Here is a 19482-nt window from a genome sequence, read left to right on the forward strand (position 1 = left end):
ATGAACAGAAGAGAAAATCTTAAACTCCTATTCACCGGATCACTGGCATCCGGATTATTATTGACACATTGTAACCCAAAGGACAAAGAGCCCGACTTTTCTCCAAAAATTGCAGGAGGAACGCCTGGGGGAAGGACACTGGAAGAAATAGCAAGAGACCAAAAGCTACTATCGGAGACTTTCTTTACGGATGAGGAAAGGGAAAAACTGGATGTTTTGGTAGACATCATCATCCCTGCAGACAATGAATCGGGAAGCGCCACCGAGGCTGGCGTACCGGATTTCATTGAATTTATGATGAAGGAAAACCCAAGTTTTCAAACACCTGTCCGAGGCGGTCTGATGTGGCTGGACAATTATAGCATAGACAACTATGGAAAAAACTTTCTGGACTTATCGGAAAAAGAAAGACTGGAAGTCATTGACCTGATTGCTTGGCCTGATAAAGCTGCTCCTGAGCTGATAGGGCAGGTGCGTTTTTTCAATACCTTAAGGAACCTAACGGCCACAGGCTACTTCACTACAGAAATGGGCTTCAAATACTTAGGTTATAAAGGCAACACACCCAATGTATGGGACGGTGTACCCGATGAAGTACTGAAAAAACATGGCTTTGAATATCCTGAAAAATACATGGCACTTTACCTCAAACCAGAGGAAAGGGGCAAAGTAGCAGAATGGGACAATGAAGGAAATTTGATCGCATAGAACATAACCTATCAAAAAGACTTGGACTTCTGGGAGCCAAGTCTTTTTGGTTTATAAAGCATTTTTTGGCATGGGAAGCAGTCAATCCTGACCGCAAAGTAAATAATTTTATAATCCCCTGATTTCTTGCAACCTTTACAGTTTTAAAGGCATCATTAAGTAGATTGATTTAGGCTGAATATGAAACATAAAACCTTTTCCTTTTTCATTTTATTAGTAGTATCGCTACATTTTTCCTGCACAAGTACGGTGACCATGAACAGAATGGCACCTGCAGAAATTACCGTGCCTTCCCATGTATAGCGGATCTTATTGGTAGACAGAACAGCACCTCAAAATGAAACGGTATCCGTTATCCAATGTATCCTAACGGGTGAAGCCCCATTTGAAGTTAAGAATGCTGCAGAAGCCACCCTGACTACCATACAGCAGGAGCTTAACCAATCCCCAAGATTTGAAGTGATACGTGCAAGAGAAAGATTGGTGGGAGGGTTATTTGCCCAAACTTTCCCCACACCATTGACCTGGCCACAGGTGGAAGGTCTCTGCGATCAATATCAAGTAGACGCGGTCTTGATCCTGGAAAAGTTTTCTTCCGATTTCATCGTGACTGACAAAAGGCAGATGATCAAAAAAACAGTTGGTACAGGAAGAGAAGCCAGACAGGTAGAAGTGATGGGAGTCTATATGGAAGGTGTTGCTTCGGTAAGTGCGGGTTTCAGATTTTATGATCCACAAACCAGAAATATTTTTGATCAGGTCAATTATGACAAAACCAATCTTTGGTCCGCAGAAGCGGAGACGAGACTTCAGGCGGCAGCAATGCTAATAGATAAAGCAAGGGCAACACAGTTTGTCGGAAGGATGGCAGGAGCGAGCTATGCAAGAAGAATAGCCCCTATGCCTATTACTATAACCCGCTCCATGTATTTCAAACCAAAATCCAACTTTTCCCTTGCCAAGGGTTCCAGGTTAGCACAGGTCGGGAGATGGGAAGATGCACTTGAAACCTGGCAGCAGGGCTTAAATCTACCGCACAGTACCAAAGAAGGAGGTCGAATGGCTTACAATGTGGCCCTTGCGTATGAAGTCTTAGGAGAACTGGAAGAAGCCAGGTATTGGGCGGGCAAGTCATTTACAGAGTATGGGTTCAGAGAGGGCAGAAATTATGCTGGAAATCTCCAAAGGAGGATCAACCAGGATGCCATCGTAAGAAATCAGCTTGACCGAAATTAGAAATCGAAGTTTTTTTGATAAGTATAAATTGAGAATCCGATCCAATTATTTTTTTTATTTTGGGTCGGATTTTTTGGTTTTCATGGAAGAACAGATTAGTTTTAGTAAAAACTAATTTTGTAATGAAAACAACCTTTAGAATCCTCCCCATTTTTTTTATCTTATTGAACATGGGCCCAATCCATGATACTTTTGGTCAGTTTATTGGGCGAATAGAAATCAATGGCTTTACCAAAGCATCTGACATTCGTCTTTTGTATGATTATTCCGAAACAGAAGGCTTGATTGAGATAGGAGATGCCTATTCCAAGGCCCGTGGAGTGACTGTTTTTTCAGCCATGAATGACCTGAACAATAGGGCAAAGAAAAAACTTTTAGAAGAAGCTTCTGTCAGAGGGGCATCCCATGTACTGATTACAGACAAGATACCGGATGATGCTGGTTTGACTTTGTAAAAAGGTAATTCAAACTACCAGATGAACAAAATACCCGGATAATTCCATACCAAATCATCCGCTTGATTAATCTCATTTCAATACTAACTTTTGATTCTATGACAACTTCTAAAAAATCTATTTTGGACACCCAAAAAAAATACGGACTCAATCTTTTAGGAGCCCTTATATTCCTTATGACCATGGCCTGTTCCGGCAATGGAAATAAAGATTTATCCGGTCATCCGGTTGAAAGTCATCAAATTGAAATAGTGGATTCTTTGGTAGTGGATTACCTTGGAATGCTTTCCTGGTCCCATATCAGTCCGGATGGCAAGAAATTTCTGGCCATGGATCTTCAGAAATCAGACATAATACTTATTGACAATGAAGGCAAAATCCTAGAAACCCTCAATAAATCCGGGGATCAACCAGAAAGTATAGGACCAAACTTGATGGGGAGGCCACAATTCAGAAATGATACAGAGATTGCCCTATTGGGCACCAAAGGCTTATTCCTTTTCGATTTTAATGGCAATTTAAAAAAACAATTTAAGCCCGATTTCGATCCCATGATGAATTTCATCATTTTAAATGCAGATGTTTTTCAGTTTAGGGATGCAAACTTTGCCCTTGGGCTAATGGCAGGAAGAAACACTGAAGGTTCTGGTTTTTATGAATCTACTGAAGGCACCAAATTTGAAGCCATTGACCTGTCAAAGGGCTCATATTTGGGAGTCATTCCTTTTCCGGAAAATTCAAGGTTCAAAACCACCGAAATTTTCCCCGTCACCAATACTGTTCCAGTACTTAGAACCACCAAAGAAGGCGTGTACATCGCCTTCAAAAATGAGCCTAAGATATTTTTCTACAAATGGGAAGACCTGAACAACCCTTCAAAGGAAATCCAGTTGCAGATAACCAACTTCCAATTGATGAAAGGAAAAGATCCCAAATCAGTGGATCTGAACATGATCAGTTTTGACACAAGGGAGTTTGCCTATGGGGCTATCAACCAACTTAATTGGCTGGATGGTCAATTATTGGTAAGTTACAGTACAGGGCTTTCAGATGAAGAATATGATAATGCGACCAATGGTATCACAGATTTTCAGGAAATCTTCCGTTTGATCAATGAGAAAAATCAATCTCAATGGGCACTGATAACTGAAAATGGAAACCTTATCCCTGTAGAAATCCCCGAGAATCTTGGCAGGATAGAATTTGTGGATCAGGAAGGCAACCTTTGGATCTCCCCCGATAGATATGCAATGGAAAGGGATTACGAGGTATTGTTTAAAGCGAGGTTGAGGTAACCACTTGGTTCATGGTACTTGGTACTTTTTACAATATCCCTTTTAAATGCTTTTGATTTTACTACCAAGGTCACAAAAATTACCCTTCATTAGCTTTTCCTGAAAACTTTAAAATAAAATAAAGGATTGGAAAGGTTTTGTCTTTCAGATGGATACCATACCATGCGGTTGAGCAAGTTCCAAATTGATGGGCTGGAATTGGCTTTCTTCACCACCCAATCAAATAACCAGGGAAAGCGGAGCAATTTCTGAATCCTATAGGCTGTAAGGATATCTCCTCCGATCTTCTTCCATAACATTTCATCGTATTCCTGATTGTTATGAAAATCGTGATACCCCCATTTGGAAAGGATAAAATGGGCAGCCAATCTTCCGCTTTTCATGGCAAAGCCAATACCTTCTCCTGTAAAAGGATCAATCAGGGAAGCCGCATCCCCTACCAACAAAAACCTATCCCCACTTACCTGGCTTTTCCTTGAGCCTAAAGGCAAACCAAATCCCTTGGGGGATTCTAGCGCTTCTGCTTTATGAAATCTTGAGGAAACCTTGGGATGGTGCTGTATAATATCTTTCATGACCGCTTTCAGATTGATCGAACGCTTTTCAATTTCAGAGGAAAGCATCCCGATGCCAACATTGGCCACGTTGTCGGCCATTGGAAAAATCCAAAAATAACCCGGAAGGATCTCGGGTAAAAAATGAAGCTCAATCAATTGTTTTTCCCTTTCAAACTTTACATTTCTGAAATATTGCCTAAGGCCCGCAGAATAATGTGCCCTGTCAATTTTTTCCCGCCATAGCTTTCTGGCTAAAATGGAATTGGCACCATCCGCTCCAAGGACCAACTTGGCTTCGAGATCCCTGTCAGCACAAATGATTTTCACTTTATCATTATGAAAATCAATCTGTTTTACTTCACAATTTTCAAAAACAACAATATTTGCCGTCTTTCTCAAGGGCGTGAGCAGAAAATGATCAAAATCAAATCTTTTACTGACAAAGCCCGGATATTTCAATTTCCCCTCGGTGATTTTTTGCTCATTAGGTAGAAAAAGGTCCAGGCGATGGCCTTTCGGACTAAAGAAACTCCACCCATCAACAGGATAGGCATTTTCAGTTACCTCAAAAAAAGAAAGATCCAAACCTTTATCTTCCAGTTTTTTAAGCTCAAAAATGGTATTTCCACTCAAAGCATCCCCACAAACTTTGTCTCTTGGAAAGCTTTTTTTGTCCAAGAGGGCAATCTTCAGCCCTTGGCCTGACAAATGCCAAGCTGCCGTTGACCCCGCCGGTCCAGCTCCGATAATTACAATGTCGAATACTTCCAAAGCAAAATTAAGGTGATAGCCCTCCCTGTTTAGGCATGGTAATTTAGAAAACTAAACTGACATCAAATAACCCACAAATCCTCAATTGGCCAAAAATTTCAAAGGCTCAAAAAAAACAAAATGCCTTATGAAAAAAATCCGGTGTAATTCCCGAGGCCTTGGCAGAAAAGTAAAATAAAACCTATTGAATGTCCTCGTATTTTCTTCTTAAACAAAGCAAAAAAAGGCCTCTTTTAGGAGGCCATGTTTTGTATACAATTGATTTTCTTTCAGGTATTTCCAATTGTCATGAACATCAATTAATTTGATTCAACAACTCCTTCACCGCTGCTTCAATCTGTGCATCCTTACCAAAAAGAATTTCCTCGAATGGGGTGGCTACTTTAATATCCGGTTCAAGTTGTAGATTCTCTAACGGCCTATCTTCAGCGACCCCATAGAAGGCAATCATAGGTATCCCGAATACAATTGTCGGATCAATCTGGGTTTCCCACCATACAGCTGTACTTGTACCTGGCACCGGCATGCCGATGAGTTTACCGATTCCCTTAGCCCGATATGCATATGGAAAGGCATGGGCATCAGAATAATTGCTCTCACTCATTAATACCACACTTGGTTTGGCCCATTTGTCTCTTGGCTCCCCTCCCCTGGCAATAAAACCATAAGGTCTAAAGGTGGCGTAAGGTTTGCCATCAAGGAAGTTGGAAAGGTCTTCATGCAGCCATCCTCCCCCATTGAACCTGGTGTCTACAATCAAGGCTTCTTTATCAGCATTTTTGCCCAAAACCTCATCATATACTGTTCTGAAGCTATTGTCATTCATCCCTTGCACATGGACATAACCAATCCTTCCATTGCTTAACTTGTCCACCATGGCACGCATTGTTTCTACCCATCTCTTGTATAGCAGGGCATTTTCTGCGCCTTGAGAAATAGGCTTCACGGTTTCTTCCCACCTGCTGTTAGTTTTTGGATCAAAAAGGGAGAGCAACACAAACTTATCAACTTTACGGTTTAAAGTCATGTTCCAATCGAAATCAGAACCCAAAGTGACTCCATCAATTTTCTCAATTATATGCCCCGCTTTGACTCGGCTATTTGCTTTATCCAATGGACCACCAGGTATGATTTCCAAGATTTTCAGTCCAGGCCCATTGGACATCTCGTCAAAAAACATCCCCAAAGAGGCTGTTTCATCACCATTGTCTGCCTTATGAGAATACCGGCCTCCGGTATGGGAAGCGTTCAATTCACCCAATATCTCACTCAATAATTCCTGGAAATCATAATTGTTGTTGATATGGGGAAGGAAGCGGGCGTAGTTTTCCCTATACATGTCCCAATCAATTCCGTGAAGTGAAGGATCATAAAACTTCTTCTTTACCTGTCTCCAAGCATGATGAAAAATATAATCACGTTCCAAACTGGCATCCAATACCATTTCTTCACTGATTCCAATGTTACTTACTTTGCCATTTCCTGTTTCAATCTTTGAAAGCCTTCCATTTGCAAGGACAAATAAATTTTTGCCGTCTTTATCCAATTTTATGGTACCTGGACCCGAGTTGGTTTTTGCCAAAGACTTCAATTCTTTGGTACGGGTATCCAATACCCACACATCATAGCGGTCTTCAAAACTCGCCATAAAATACAGCTTATCCCCATCTGGTGACATGTCAAAGGAAGACAGGTTGATAGAACCAGTGGTCAGTCTTAATTTCCTATTCTCAATACCACTGAGGTCAAGGACAAGCGGACCTTCTTCTTTCTTTTTATCTTTGTCTTTTTCTTCCTGTTCTTTCAGAAGGTCATATTCCGCTTTGCTCAGCTTAAATCGGTCAAAGGCCGACTGATCAAAGAACAAAGCATAAATATCCAGTTCCCTGGCACCTTGAAGTGCCAAAGGTTTCTTTCCATCACGGTCATTGGCCCAAATGAGCGCTTTCCCTTTCAAAGCAAACTGTCCTCTGCCGTCTGAAAAGCCTGAATTGGTCAAATTAACACCTTCTTTGCCACCAACAGCATCATATAAAACCATATGGCTGGCCCCATACAATCCCAGAGAATTTTTGGCCACTATCCATTTGCTGTCAGGACTCCAGGTAAAATCCTGGTCACCGTCACTGTAAGAGAAGTTCTCTCCAGCCGGAATAATGGTTCTGGAGGTTTTATTGGCAATGTTAAATACCTTAAGAATATTTCGTTCTTCCAGATAAGCAATCTCCTTACCATCAGGAGAAACAACTGGCTGAAAATCATCCTTTTCGGTAGCAATCACCGCTTCTTCCTTGATCAAAGTTGCCACATAGAAATAAGGCTCGTCATTTCTGACAATACTTGCCTTATAAATATCCCAGCTTTCGCCCCTTTCTGTTGAATAGAAGAGCGTACGGCCATCTGCTCCCCAACTTAGCATCCTCTCCTGAGCTGAGGTATTGGTAATTCTTTTGGTAAGATTATTGTCCACAGAAGTGACGAATACCTCCCCTCTGAACACAAAAGCAATCTCCTTCCCGTTAGGTGAAAGGGCCATTTCAGTAGCCCCACCGTTGACCGGAACTATTTTTTGATCTTTCCCCCTAAAATCCGCAAAAATTTTCACCGGCACCTTGACAGGTTGACCTCCCGGCTCCAAGGTATAAATTTCACCATTCCAAGTAAAAGACAGTACATCTTGTCGGCTTCTGCTCAAATGTCTTACCGGATGATCATTGAAATGCGTCAATTGGGTCTCAGCCCCATTAAGGAGATCCCTTTTGAAAACATTTTGAGATCCATTCTTTTCGCTTAAATAGAAAGCGGAATTGCCATCAGCTGAAAAAAGAGGTTCTCTATCCTCTCCCTCAAAGTCACTGACCTGGGTATATTTTTGCTGTTTTAAATCATAAATCCAAATATCCCTGGTAACAGAGGAAGTATGCCTTTTCCTCCATTCATCCTCATAACCTTTTCTGTCCTGAAAAATGATCCGCTCACCACTTGAATCAAAACTGGCATTTTGAAAGCCGGCAGTAGACATCAGCACAGATCTTCCTCCCTCTACAGGAACTTTGTAAAGCTTCCCAAACAAACCTTTGTTTGGAAATCTCACAGAGGTCTGAAGATCATTTCTTGGTGAACTGAAAATCACTTCCTTCCCATCAGGGGTAAAATCCCAGGGAAAATCATTCCCGGAGTGAAAAGTCAATCTCCTGGCTTCCCCGCCCACTGAAGGCATAACATATACATCGAAATTCCCGAAACGATCACTGGCAAAAGCAATTTGTTTGCCGTCAGGACTCCACACAGGCATAAAGTCATGGGCTTCGTGAAGTGTCAGGGGAGTTGCTGTGCCCCCCTTGGCATCAACTTTAAAAAGGTCTCCTTTGTAACTGAACACGATCTCCTTCCCATCAGGGGAAATGGCCGGATAACGTAACCATAATGGCTCTACCTGCGCATGCAGTTTGATCCCCACAAGCGTGAGTATCAAAAACATGAAAATATTTCTCATAAATATTGATTTAGTTTCGACTGTAAAATAAAAAATGCAGAACTATATTCCCATAGAATTCCCATCAGTGGTAAAACCGACAAAAGTTATATCCAATATAAGTGTCCGTCCCCCTTGAAAAAGACAAAAACTTACTTATGTAAAGTGAAGCATAAAAAAACCGTCGGGATTTTGCTGTCCCGACGGTCTGTTACTCAAGTTTAGGTTTTTACAAGCCAATTATTTTTTCTGAGGAAAAACAGCAGAGTCACCCAGCTGCTCTTCGATTCTCAACAATTGGTTGTATTTGGCCATCCTGTCAGATCTGGAAGCAGAACCGGTTTTGATCTGTCCGCAATTTGTAGCTACTGCAAGATCCGCAATGGTTGAGTCTTCAGTTTCACCTGATCTATGGGACATCACACAATTCCATCCCGCCTTATGGGCCATGGCTATAGCATTCAAGGTTTCTGTCAAAGTGCCGATTTGATTAACTTTGATCAGGATAGCATTGGCAGCCTTCTCCTTGATACCTCTTTCCAAGAACTTCACATTGGTCACCAAAAGGTCATCTCCTACCAACTGGATTTTGTTTCCAATTTTGGCAGTCAACATGGACCAACCTTCCCAATCTTCCTCAGCACAGCCATCTTCGATAGAGTCTATTGGATATTTTTCGGTTAATTCAGCCAAATAAGCTACCTGCTCTTCTCTGCTTCTTACTTTACCGTTAGGCCCTTCAAATTTGGAATAATCATATTTGCCATCTTTGAAGAATTCAGAAGCAGCACAGTCTAAAGCGATGGTCACATCATCACCGGCTTTGTAGCCAGCTTTGGCGATAGCATCCAAAATACAGGCTAAAGCCTCTTCAGTACCTCCGGAAAAATTAGGAGCAAAACCTCCCTCATCACCTACAGCAGTACTCAATCCTTTATCATGAAGGATTTTTTTCAAATGGTGGAAAATTTCGCAGCCCATTCTTATGGCCTCTGTAAAATTTTCCGCACCTACCGGTCGAACCATAAATTCCTGAAACGCAATAGGGGCATCGGAATGCGAGCCTCCATTGATGATATTCATCATAGGTACAGGAAGGGTATTGGCATTGACACCTCCTATATATCTGTACAATGGCTGCCCAGCCTCCATAGCTGCTGCTTTAGCCACTGCCAAAGAAACACCAAGGATAGCATTAGCACCTAATTTACTTTTGTTAGGTGTTCCATCCAGGTCGATCATGATCTGATCGATGAGATTTTGCTCAAAAATGCTCAAGCCAACCAATTCAGGGGCAATCACATCATTCACGTTGGAGACAGCTTTCAATACACCTTTTCCCAGGTATTTGGATTTATCACCATCACGAAGCTCTACGGCCTCATTGATACCTGTAGAAGCACCACTGGGAACAGCAGCCCTACCAAAAGCACCTGTTTCTGTAAACACATCTACCTCAATGGTAGGATTACCACGGGAATCTAAGATCTGTCTGGCATGAATGGATTGAATCAAAGTCATAATGTTAAAGGTTTAAGAGTTTTAATTTTTTCGCATTAAAGATATAAAATCATCGAATAAATACCTCGAATCATGAGGTCCAGGAGATGATTCCGGATGGTATTGTACAGAAAATGCTGGTTTTTGTTTCAAGCGGATACCTGCAATCGTATTGTCGTTGAGATGTACATGGGTTATTTCCACCAGGTCGCTTTTCTCCACATCTTCCCTTTTTACCACAAAGCCATGGTTTTGAGAAGTAATTTCACTTTTTCCTGTAAGCAGGTTCTTGATAGGATGGTTAAGCCCTCTGTGTCCATGGTGCATCTTGTAAGTGGATATACCGCAGGATTCGGCCAATATCTGATGCCCCAGACAAATCCCAAAAACAGGCTTATTCAATTCCAAAATCTCTTTGGTAGTCTTCACCGCATAATCCATTACCGCAGGATCTCCGGGACCATTGGAAAGGAAATAGCCGTCGGGATTCCATGCTTCCATTTCGGCCAAACTTGTCTTAGCAGGAAAAACCTTACAATACACCCCTCTTTCGGCCAGGTTCCTCAGGATATTCAATTTGATACCAAAGTCCAAACAGGCCACTTTTAAGGGAGCATTTTCTTCCCCAAAAAAGAATGGTTCTTTGGTACATACCTGGGAAGAAAGTTCCAGCCCGTTCATGTCCGGCACAAGATTCAACTGCGCCTTGAGTCCGGCAAGATCCTCTTCAAATTCAGAGCTGATGATGGCATTCATGGCCCCTTTAGAACGGATATGTCTCACCAGTTTACGTGTATCAATATCAGCAATACCGGTGATGCCATATTTGACCAGATAATCCTGAAGGGAGCCACTGGCATCAAGCCTGCTATACACTTCTGAAAAACTATTGACAACTATTCCGGCAATGGTAGGATGGTCAGATTCAACTTCAGAATCAATTACCCCATAATTCCCGATATGGGAGGTTGTGGTCACTACAATTTGTCCGGTATAGGATGGATCAGTATAGATTTCCTGATAGCCGGTCATGCCGGTATTGAAACATATCTCTCCGCCGTTGGTACCAGGACTGCCAATGAGCGTTCCTCTAAAGATTGTACCGTCAGCAAGAAGTAGGGTTGCTTTTTGTTTATTCATGTTGATTAAATGGACTCGCCAAAGTTAAGGAATTTTGCAGTTTTACTTGTGGTAAAATAGAAAGGATATAAAAAAAGGGATTGAACTAAAGTCCAATCCCTTTATTTTTTGAAACTTCTTGCATGAATTATTCAGCAGATTTTTCTTGATTGTTTTCTTCAGCTTTTGAAGCCTCTGCAGCAGGAGATTCTGCAGCTTTACCTGCGCCTCTTCTACTTCTTCTGGTTGTTTTCTTGGCTGGTTTGGCTTCTTTAAGCATCAACTCATTGAAATCAACCAATTCAATGATACACATTTCAGCATTATCACCAAGACGGAATCCTGTTTTGATAATTCTTGTATATCCACCGGCTCTATTACCAACTTTTTCAATCACCTCACCAAACAAAGCTTTGATACCTTCTTTGTTTTTCAGGTAAGAGAAAGCTACCCTCCTGTTGTGAGTAGTATCTTCTTTGGCTCTGGTAATCAGAGGCTCTACATATTTTTTAAGCTCCTTAGCCTTGGCAAGCGTTGTAGAAATACGCTTGTGAAGAATCAGGGAGTTAGCCATATTGGAAAGCATAGCCTTCCTGTGACTGGCTGTCCTGCCAAGGTGGTTAAATTTCTTACCGTGTCTCATTTTTATTATTCTTCATCAAGTTTATACTTAGACAAATCCATTCCGAAGGTCAAACCTTTTTCCTGGATAAGCTGCTCAAGCTCAGCTAAGGATTTCTTACCGAAATTCCTGAATTTCATCATATCGGAAATTTCAAGTTTAGCAAGATCACCCAAAGTCCTTACATCTGCAGCTTTCAAACAGTTGAACGCACGAACGGAAAGATCAAGATCTCCAAGAGGAGTTTTCAAAAGCTTTCTCATGTGCAGGTACTCCTCATCAATTGGTTCTGGCTCGGAAGGTCCTCCAGTATCCAATACCATAGTCTGGTCAGAAAACAACATGAAATGCTGGATCAGGATTTTTGCGGATTCCTGAAGAGCTTTCTCAGGGTGGATGGAACCGTCAGTGGTCACCTCAATAATGAGTTTTTCAAAGTCGGTTTTTTGTTCAACCCTGGTGTTCTCTACGCTGTACTTAACATTTTTGATAGGAGTAAAGATAGCATCGATTGGAATGACTCCAAATACCTGCTCTTTAGGTTTGGATTCCTCTGCAGGAAGGTAGCCTCTACCCTTTTCAACTGTCAATTCGATTTCAAAACTCTTTGTATCATCTAAGTGGCAAATAACCAACTCAGGATTCAATACCTCAAAAGAAGAGGTGAACTTGGCGATATCTCCAGCAGTGAAAACGGACTGATTTTTAACTTCAACAGTGATTTTTCCGTCGATGGAATCATGCACTTTTTTGAACCTAACTTGCTTCAGGTTCAAAATGATATCAGTCACATCTTCAACAACACCCTCGATGGTGGAAAATTCATGAACCACTCCTGGAAGCTTCACGGAAGTGATGGCATAACCTTCTAGAGAAGATAACAAAATTCTCCTCAAGGCATTACCGATAGTAACCCCATAGCCCTTTTCAAGTGGCTTGAAGGTGAACAAACCGTGGAAGTCATCGGCTTTTTCCATCACCACTTTCTCGGGCATTTGAAATGCTAATATGGACATATCAATAGTTCTATTTAAGTCAGAAAGTTTATTATTTAGAGTAAAGTTCGACAATCAGTTGCTCCTTGATATTCTCAGGAATATCTTCTCTTGTAGGAACTGATACAAACTTGCCTGCTAAAGAGGCGTTATCCCACTCTAACCAAGGATAACGGTTGGATTTTCCTGCCAAGCTGCTGGTAATGGCTTCCAAAGACTTGGAACGCTCTCTTACGCTGATCACATCTCCTGGCTTTAGGGAATAAGAAGGGATGTTCACCACTTCACCATTCACTAGAATGTGCTTGTGAGAAACAAGCTGTCTTGCACCTCTTCTTGTAGGAGAAATACCCAATCTGTAAACAGTGTTGTCTAATCTGGACTCCAACAATTGAAGCAAGTTTTCACCTGTAATACCCTGCTTTCTGGAAGCAATGTCAAACATCTTGGCAAACTGTCTTTCCAATACACCATAGATGTATTTTGCTTTTTGCTTTTCAGCTAACTGAATAGCATATTCAGACTGCTTTTTTCTTCTACCTCTTCCATGTTGACCTGGAGGGTAGTTTTTCTTTTGGAGCGCCTTGCTATATCCTTCGATAGGCTCACCGAATCTTCTGGCGATTTTAGCCTTTGGACCTGTATATCTTGCCATGCTGTATATTCTTTAGTAATTAAACCCTTCTACGTTTTGGAGGACGGCATCCGTTGTGAGGAAGTGGCGTCACATCGATGATCGTAGTAACATCCAAACCAACATTCTGCAAAGTTCTGATAGCTGATTCACGACCAGCACCGGGACCTTTTACAAAAACCTCAATTTTTCTCAACCCTAGGTCATAAGCCACCTGCCCACAGTTTTGAGCAGCCATTTGTGCAGCGTATGGAGTGTTTTTCTTAGAACCTCTGAAACCCATTTTACCGGCAGAAGCCCAAGATATCACTTGACCAGAATTATTGGTAATAGAGATAATGATATTGTTAAAAGAAGCTTTGATGTGCGCTTGGCCCACAGCTTCTACTTTCACAACTCTTTTTTTACCTTTAGCTTTATCGTTTCTTTTCTGAGCCATAATCTAATTCAAGATTTATTTAGTTGCCTTCTTCTTGTTAGCAACAGTTTTTCTCTTACCTTTTCTAGTTCTAGCGTTGTTTTTGGTTTTTTGACCCCTAACAGGAAGACCTTTTCTATGTCTCAAACCTCTGTAACAACCGATATCCATCAATCTTTTGATGTTCAACTGAATTTCAGACTTCAATGCACCTTCAGTTCTGAATTCTGCAGCGATGATGTTACGGATTGCAGTGGACTCATCGTCATTCCACTCGCCCACCTTTTTGTCAAAGGAAATATTAGCCTTGCTTAGGATAGCTCTTGCAGAGCTCCTACCGATACCGAAAATATAGGTAAGGCCTATTTCACCACGTTTGTTGTCTGGTATGTCAACACCTGCAATTCTTGCCATAATGATTAACCTTGTCTTTGTTTAAACTTAGGATTCTTCTTATTGATGACGTAAAGTTTTCCTTTTCTTCTGATCACTTTACAATCAGCACTTCTCTTCTTGATTGATGCCTTTACTTTCATGACATTTTATTTATATCTGTAAACGATTCTACCTTTTGTCAGATCGTAGGGAGAGAGTTCTAATTTCACTTTATCTCCCGGAAGGATCTTGATGTAATTCATTCTCATTTTACCGGATATATGAGCTATCAATTGATGTCCATTCTCCAGTTCCACTTTAAACATTGCGTTGGACAATGCTTCTATGATCGTACCATCCTGTTCTATAGATGTCTGTTTAGCCATATTTAGAATTTAAAATTTTCTTCTATATACTGGTGTGTAGTCAAGATTTCGGTTCTGTCCTCAAAGATGGCTACAGTATGCTCAAAATGAGCAGAGGGCTTACGATCCGCAGTCCGGATTGTCCAACCGTCCCTTTCCTGGACAATGTTTCGGGTACCTAGATTAACCATAGGCTCTATGGCTATCACTAAACCGTCTTTTATCAGGGGGCCACTTCCTTTTTTGCCGTAATTTGGCACTTCAGGAGATTCATGGAGGTTTCTACCTAAACCGTGACCGACCAATTCCCTGACAACCGTATATCCTTTTGCTTCTACAAACCTTTGTATGGCATGACCGATATCACCAATCCGGTTACCGAAAACAGCTTTCTCTATACCTAAATAAAGAGATTCTTTAGTTGCCTTGAGTAATGACAAAACTTGGGGAGAAACTTCACCGACAGGGTAAGTATAAGCGCAATCGCTATGAAAACCTTGGTGAAAGACTCCACAATCTACTGAGATTATATCGCCATCTTTCAAAACATAGTCACTTGGAAAGCCATGAACCACCACTTCATTCACTGAGATACAAAGTGAGGCAGGAAAACCATTGTAACCCTTAAAAGAAGGTACACCATGATTATCCCTGATGTACTCTTCTGCTATTTTATCCAGAAAGGAAGTCTTCACTCCCTCTTTAATGTATTTTGCTACTTCTCCGTGAGCTTTACCTAATATCTGAGCGCTTTCTTTGATTTTTTGGACTTCCTCAGAAGTCTTATAGTGAATCATATTGCGGCAGCATAATTAGAAGGATTGTTTTTCATGTTTCCACTTTTCATCATTCCTTCGTAATGTCTCATTAATAAGTAACTTTCAATTTGCCTTAAGGTATCCATGATAACACCGACCATGATCAATAATGAAGTACCACCATAGAATTGGGCAAATTCTCCACCGATTCCAGCAATGATTGCAAAGGCAGGAAGTATCGCTACTATAGACAATAAGATAGATCCAGGTAATGTAATCCTTGAAATAATATTGTCAATAAAGTCGGCGGTAGGTGCACCTGGCTTGATTCCAGGAACAAAACCTCCGTTTCTCTTCAGGTCTTCCGCAATCTGCTCCGGATTCACGGTAATTGCAGTGTAGAAGAAAGTGAAAAGAATAATCATTATAGCAAATACCAGGTTATACTGCCATGATGTAAAATCACTGAAAGTACTTCCAATATAGTTGGCAATATCATTTTCAGCAGACCATATCTGTGCTATAAGCGCCGGAAGGAACATCAAAGATTGGGCAAAGATAATCGGCATCACACCTGAAGCATTCACCTTAATAGGAATATACTGCCTTTGTCCGCCATAAACCTTACCTCCTACTACTTGTTTGGCATATTGTACAGGTATTCTCCTTGTAGCTTCAGTAAGCGCAACAACGCCCAATACAACAAAGAACAATACAGCTGCTTCGATCAACAGCAATAGCATGCCTGAAGTTCCTTTGGAAAGTACTTCAGCTATAATAGCACCAGGGAATCTTGAAATGATACCGATCATGATCAACATGGAAATACCATTGCCGATACCCTTTTCTGTAATTTTTTCACCCAACCACATACAGAACATTGTACCGGCTGAAAGCAACACCAAAGAGCTAAACATAAATAAGGAGGTACTCACCATTACAGCACCTGTTGGAAGGATGGTCGCAGTGATGTAACCGATTCCTTGAGCTACCGTGATAGCAATAGTCAAAACCCTAGTAATCTGATTGATTCTCTTCCTACCGGATTCACCTTCCTTTTGTAATTTCTGAAAGTATGGCACACCAACAGTTAATAACTGCAACACAATGGAAGCAGAAATGTAAGGCATGATACCCAAACCAAAGATTGATGCATTGCTGAATGCACCACCGAGGAATGTATCGATCAGGCCAAAGATACCTTCTGGTGCATCACCTAATTTAGATGGATCCACACCTGGTAAAACGATGAAAGAACCCAATCTGAATACAATCAGAAAACCGATTGTATTCAAAATTCGGATTCTCAGATCTTCAATAGAAAAGATATTCTTAACTGTTGAGATAAACTTTTTCATTTAATTAAAGCTTGTTTACTGTTCCGCCTACTTTTTCGATAGCTTCAACAGCAGAAGCAGAGAAAGAGTGAGCACTTACGTTTAATTTGGCTGTAAGTTCGCCACTACCTAACACTTTTACAACATCATTTTTAGAAACTAGACCGTAAGCCACTAAAGTTTCTACGGAAATAGTATCCAAATTATGCTGAGCGGCCAATTCCTGAAGCACGCTTAAATTGATAGGTTTGTTAACTACTTTGTTCAAGCTTTTGAAGCCGAACTTAGGAACTCTTCTCTGAAGTGGCATCTGACCACCTTCAAATCCAAGCTTAGATTTGTAACCAGATCTTGATTTGGCACCTTTGTGACCTCTTGTTGATGTTCCACCTTTACCGGAACCTGGACCGCGACCAACTCTTTTTCTGGATTTTACCGAACCTTCAGCAGGTTTTAGTGTATGTAATTTCATAATTAAGCTTCCTCCACTTTTACAAGGTGACTTACTTTTCTTACCATACCAGCAATTGCAGGATTGTTTTCCAATTCTACAGTTCTGTTGATTTTACCAAGTCCTAAAGCGATGATCGTAGCTTTTTGATCCTTAGGTCTCTTGATAGTGCTTTTAACCTGAGTTATTTTGATTTTAGCCATCTTCTTATCCGTTAAAAACCTTAGACATTTTCACACCTCTTTGCTGGCTAACAGATATCGCATCTCTCAATTGCACAAGTGCATCGATGGTAGCTTTAACCACATTGTGAGGATTGGAAGACCCTTTGGATTTAGCCAAAACGTCAGTGATACCGGCACTTTCCAAAACAGCACGCATCGCACCACCGGCGATAACACCGGTTCCCGCCGCAGCTGGTTTGATGAGAACAAAGCCGCCACCGAATTTACCAAGTTGGTCATGAGGAATAGTTCCTTTCAAAACAGGAACTCTCACAAGATTTTTCTTGGCATCTTCGATACCTTTAGTGATAGCATCGGTAACTTCATTGGCTTTTCCCAATCCATAACCTACTACACCGTTACCGTCTCCTACAACCACAATAGCAGAGAAGGAAAATCTTCTACCACCTTTAACTACTTTAGCTACTCGGTTGATAGCGACAACTTTCTCCTTTAATTCTGTATCTGTTGCCCTGATGGGTTTTCTTCTTAACTGAGACATAATATCTATTAAAATTTAAGGCCACCTTCCCTTGCACCATCGGCAAGAGCTTTTACATTACCATGATAAATGTATCCACTTCTGTCGAAAACAACTTCGGTGACACCTTTAGCTACTGCTCTTTCGGCAAGTTTTTTACCAACTTCTTTGGAAACAACTACGTTCTTGTTTTTAACAGAACCAAGCTCTTTGGAAGAGGCATGAGCCAGGGTGTGACCCTTCAGGTCATCGATCAACTGTGCATATATACCAGTATTGCTTTTAAATACTGACAAACGAGGTCTAGAATCAGTACCGGAGATTTTTCTACGGATACTTTTCTTGATTCTTAGTCTTCTTAGATTCTTATTAAAAGCCATTTCTCTTATTTTTTACCAGCGGTTTTACCAGCCTTACGTCTTACTATTTCACCAACGAAACGTACACCTTTACCTTTATAAGGTTCAACTTTACGCAACGATTTGATTTTTGCAGCAACTTGGCCAATCAATTCTTTATCAATACCTTCCAAAGTAACCAATGGGTTTTTACCCTTCGGGGTCTCGGTTTTTAAAGCGATTGAATCAGGCAATGCAAAGAAGATGTTGTGTGAATAACCCAAGGATAGCTCCAAAACTTGTCCTTGGTTAGACGCCTTATAACCTACACCGACCAATTCAAGTTCTTTTTTATATCCTTCAGATACACCAACAACCATGTTGTTGACCAAAGAACGATAAAGTCCGTGTAAAGACTTATGTCTTTTTGAGTCCGTAGGTCTCTCCAGGACAATCTGATTGCCCTCAACCTTTACAGCAATGTCAGGACTCACATCCCTACTTAACGTACCTTTGGGACCTTTAACAGTGACAACATTGTGTGCTGACACGTCTACAGTAACACCCGCCGGTATATTTATTGGTTTTTTACCTATTCTTGACATGACGGTTTATTAATATACGTAGCAAAGTACTTCTCCACCAATTCCTTCTACTCTAGCCTCCTTGTCGGTCATTACACCTTTTGAGGTAGAAAGGATAGCAATCCCCAAGCCATTGATTACTCTTGGAAGATCTTCATGTTTTACATACTTTCTCAAACCTGGCTTACTTATTCTTGACAGGCTTACGATGGCATTTTGCTTGGTGGAAGGATTATATTTCAAAGCTATTTTGATCGTTCCCTGAGGACCGTTTTCTTCAAATTTATAGTTCTGAATATATCCTTTATCATGAAGCACCTTCGTAATTTCCTTCTTGATGTTGGAAGCAGGTATCTCAACGATTCGATGAGAAGCCTTGATGGCGTTTCTCAATCTGGTTAGATAATCAGCTATTGGATCAGTCATAATTATATAAGTCTAACTGCACTCTCCCGATTCGGGCGTGCAAAGTTACACAATGATTTCTAGAATAAAAACTCTTGCTTAAATTTTACCAGCTAGACTTGGTGATACCTGGGATTTTACCTGCAGAAGCCATTTCTCTGAAAGTAACCCTGTTGATACCAAACTTCCTCATGTATCCTTTTGGACGGCCGGTGAGTTTGCATCTGTTGTGAAGTCTTACCGGAGAAGAGTTCTTAGGTAGTTTGTCCAAAGCCTCGAAGTCACCTGCAGCTTTAAGCTCAGCTCTTTTCTTAGCATATTTTGCTACAAGTCTCTCTCTTTTTCTCTCACGAGCTTTAATTGACTCTTTTGCCATATT

General features: G+C 41.0%; 24 protein-coding genes. 4 read left to right on the forward strand and 20 right to left on the reverse strand.

Features of this window, described 5'->3' with window-relative positions; translation table 11 throughout:
* The 4 genes from BC751_RS00535 (at position 1) to BC751_RS00550 (ending at position 3694) form a co-directional block, all read left to right on the forward strand.
* The gene (locus BC751_RS00535; RefSeq protein ID WP_130273844.1) at positions 1 to 708 is read left to right on the forward strand and encodes a gluconate 2-dehydrogenase subunit 3 family protein; all 708 of its coding nucleotides are present in this window, start codon (positions 1 to 3) and stop codon (positions 706 to 708) included.
* A gap of 312 nt (positions 709 to 1020) precedes the next feature.
* A complete protein-coding gene (locus BC751_RS00540; protein WP_242617321.1) occupies positions 1021 to 1944 on the forward strand; it encodes a DUF6340 family protein in 924 nt (307 codons plus the stop codon).
* 122 nt (positions 1945 to 2066) lie between these two features.
* Entirely contained in the window at positions 2067 to 2399 is a 333-nt protein-coding gene (locus BC751_RS00545) for a hypothetical protein (RefSeq protein ID WP_130273845.1), read from the forward strand.
* A 98-nt stretch (positions 2400 to 2497) separates the two neighbouring features.
* The gene (locus BC751_RS00550; protein ID WP_207226818.1) at positions 2498 to 3694 is read left to right on the forward strand and encodes a hypothetical protein; all 1197 of its coding nucleotides are present in this window, start codon (positions 2498 to 2500) and stop codon (positions 3692 to 3694) included.
* 89 nt (positions 3695 to 3783) lie between these two features.
* On the opposite strand, the gene BC751_RS00555 is transcribed toward BC751_RS00550, so the two are convergent.
* From BC751_RS00555 to rpsN, 20 genes are all read right to left on the reverse strand, one after another.
* On the reverse strand, positions 3784 to 5022 hold the full coding sequence (locus tag BC751_RS00555; RefSeq protein WP_130273846.1) for a geranylgeranyl reductase family protein: 1239 nt from the start codon (positions 5020 to 5022) through the stop codon (positions 3784 to 3786).
* Between the two features lie 295 nt (positions 5023 to 5317).
* Positions 5318 to 8518: a S41 family peptidase gene (locus BC751_RS00560; RefSeq protein ID WP_130273847.1), complete on the reverse strand. Its 3201-nt coding sequence runs from the start codon at positions 8516 to 8518 to the stop codon at positions 5318 to 5320.
* Positions 8519 to 8737: 219 nt separating this feature from the next.
* On the reverse strand, positions 8738 to 10018 hold the full coding sequence (gene eno, locus BC751_RS00565) for a phosphopyruvate hydratase (protein WP_130273848.1): 1281 nt from the start codon (positions 10016 to 10018) through the stop codon (positions 8738 to 8740).
* A gap of 21 nt (positions 10019 to 10039) precedes the next feature.
* Positions 10040 to 11137: a glutamine-hydrolyzing carbamoyl-phosphate synthase small subunit gene (carA, locus tag BC751_RS00570; RefSeq protein ID WP_130273849.1), complete on the reverse strand. Its 1098-nt coding sequence runs from the start codon at positions 11135 to 11137 to the stop codon at positions 10040 to 10042.
* 127 nt (positions 11138 to 11264) lie between these two features.
* The gene (rplQ, locus tag BC751_RS00575) at positions 11265 to 11759 is read right to left on the reverse strand and encodes a 50S ribosomal protein L17 (RefSeq protein WP_130273850.1); all 495 of its coding nucleotides are present in this window, start codon (positions 11757 to 11759) and stop codon (positions 11265 to 11267) included.
* Positions 11760 to 11764: 5 nt separating this feature from the next.
* Positions 11765 to 12754, reverse strand: a complete 990-nt coding sequence (locus BC751_RS00580; RefSeq protein ID WP_130273851.1) for a DNA-directed RNA polymerase subunit alpha — start codon at positions 12752 to 12754, stop codon at positions 11765 to 11767.
* A gap of 31 nt (positions 12755 to 12785) precedes the next feature.
* Positions 12786 to 13388, reverse strand: coding sequence for a 30S ribosomal protein S4 (rpsD, locus tag BC751_RS00585; protein ID WP_130273852.1), 603 nt, complete (start codon positions 13386 to 13388; stop codon positions 12786 to 12788).
* A gap of 19 nt (positions 13389 to 13407) precedes the next feature.
* Positions 13408 to 13806 (reverse strand): 30S ribosomal protein S11, encoded by a 399-nt coding sequence (rpsK, locus tag BC751_RS00590; protein WP_009034192.1) that lies wholly within the window; start codon positions 13804 to 13806, stop codon positions 13408 to 13410.
* 15 nt (positions 13807 to 13821) lie between these two features.
* Positions 13822 to 14199, reverse strand: a complete 378-nt coding sequence (gene rpsM, locus BC751_RS00595) for a 30S ribosomal protein S13 (RefSeq protein ID WP_130273853.1) — start codon at positions 14197 to 14199, stop codon at positions 13822 to 13824.
* Positions 14200 to 14204: 5 nt separating this feature from the next.
* The gene (ykgO, locus tag BC751_RS00600; protein ID WP_009053196.1) at positions 14205 to 14321 is read right to left on the reverse strand and encodes a type B 50S ribosomal protein L36; all 117 of its coding nucleotides are present in this window, start codon (positions 14319 to 14321) and stop codon (positions 14205 to 14207) included.
* A 6-nt stretch (positions 14322 to 14327) separates the two neighbouring features.
* Positions 14328 to 14546, reverse strand: a complete 219-nt coding sequence (infA, locus tag BC751_RS00605; protein WP_009183359.1) for a translation initiation factor IF-1 — start codon at positions 14544 to 14546, stop codon at positions 14328 to 14330.
* Between the two features lie 2 nt (positions 14547 to 14548).
* Positions 14549 to 15322: a type I methionyl aminopeptidase gene (map, locus tag BC751_RS00610; protein ID WP_130273854.1), complete on the reverse strand. Its 774-nt coding sequence runs from the start codon at positions 15320 to 15322 to the stop codon at positions 14549 to 14551.
* Entirely contained in the window at positions 15319 to 16641 is a 1323-nt protein-coding gene (gene secY / locus BC751_RS00615; protein ID WP_130273855.1) for a preprotein translocase subunit SecY, read from the reverse strand. Before secY ends, map begins: the two co-directional genes overlap by 4 nt.
* Before the next feature lie 4 nt (positions 16642 to 16645).
* The gene (gene rplO, locus BC751_RS00620; RefSeq protein WP_130273856.1) at positions 16646 to 17092 is read right to left on the reverse strand and encodes a 50S ribosomal protein L15; all 447 of its coding nucleotides are present in this window, start codon (positions 17090 to 17092) and stop codon (positions 16646 to 16648) included.
* A gap of 2 nt (positions 17093 to 17094) precedes the next feature.
* Complete coding sequence (rpmD, locus tag BC751_RS00625; RefSeq protein WP_106566626.1) at positions 17095 to 17274, reverse strand: 50S ribosomal protein L30; 180 nt, start codon at positions 17272 to 17274, stop codon at positions 17095 to 17097.
* A 4-nt stretch (positions 17275 to 17278) separates the two neighbouring features.
* Positions 17279 to 17797 (reverse strand): 30S ribosomal protein S5, encoded by a 519-nt coding sequence (gene rpsE / locus BC751_RS00630; protein ID WP_130273857.1) that lies wholly within the window; start codon positions 17795 to 17797, stop codon positions 17279 to 17281.
* A gap of 8 nt (positions 17798 to 17805) precedes the next feature.
* On the reverse strand, positions 17806 to 18156 hold the full coding sequence (gene rplR / locus BC751_RS00635) for a 50S ribosomal protein L18 (protein ID WP_130273858.1): 351 nt from the start codon (positions 18154 to 18156) through the stop codon (positions 17806 to 17808).
* A gap of 5 nt (positions 18157 to 18161) precedes the next feature.
* Positions 18162 to 18719, reverse strand: coding sequence for a 50S ribosomal protein L6 (rplF, locus tag BC751_RS00640; protein ID WP_130273859.1), 558 nt, complete (start codon positions 18717 to 18719; stop codon positions 18162 to 18164).
* A 9-nt stretch (positions 18720 to 18728) separates the two neighbouring features.
* Positions 18729 to 19124, reverse strand: coding sequence for a 30S ribosomal protein S8 (rpsH, locus tag BC751_RS00645; protein WP_130273860.1), 396 nt, complete (start codon positions 19122 to 19124; stop codon positions 18729 to 18731).
* 85 nt (positions 19125 to 19209) lie between these two features.
* Entirely contained in the window at positions 19210 to 19479 is a 270-nt protein-coding gene (gene rpsN / locus BC751_RS00650; RefSeq protein WP_106566631.1) for a 30S ribosomal protein S14, read from the reverse strand.
* Positions 19480 to 19482: the final 3 nt, after the last annotated feature.

The organism is Cecembia calidifontis (assembly GCF_004216715.1).
In the GTDB taxonomy this organism is placed as follows: domain Bacteria; phylum Bacteroidota; class Bacteroidia; order Cytophagales; family Cyclobacteriaceae; genus Cecembia_A; species Cecembia_A calidifontis.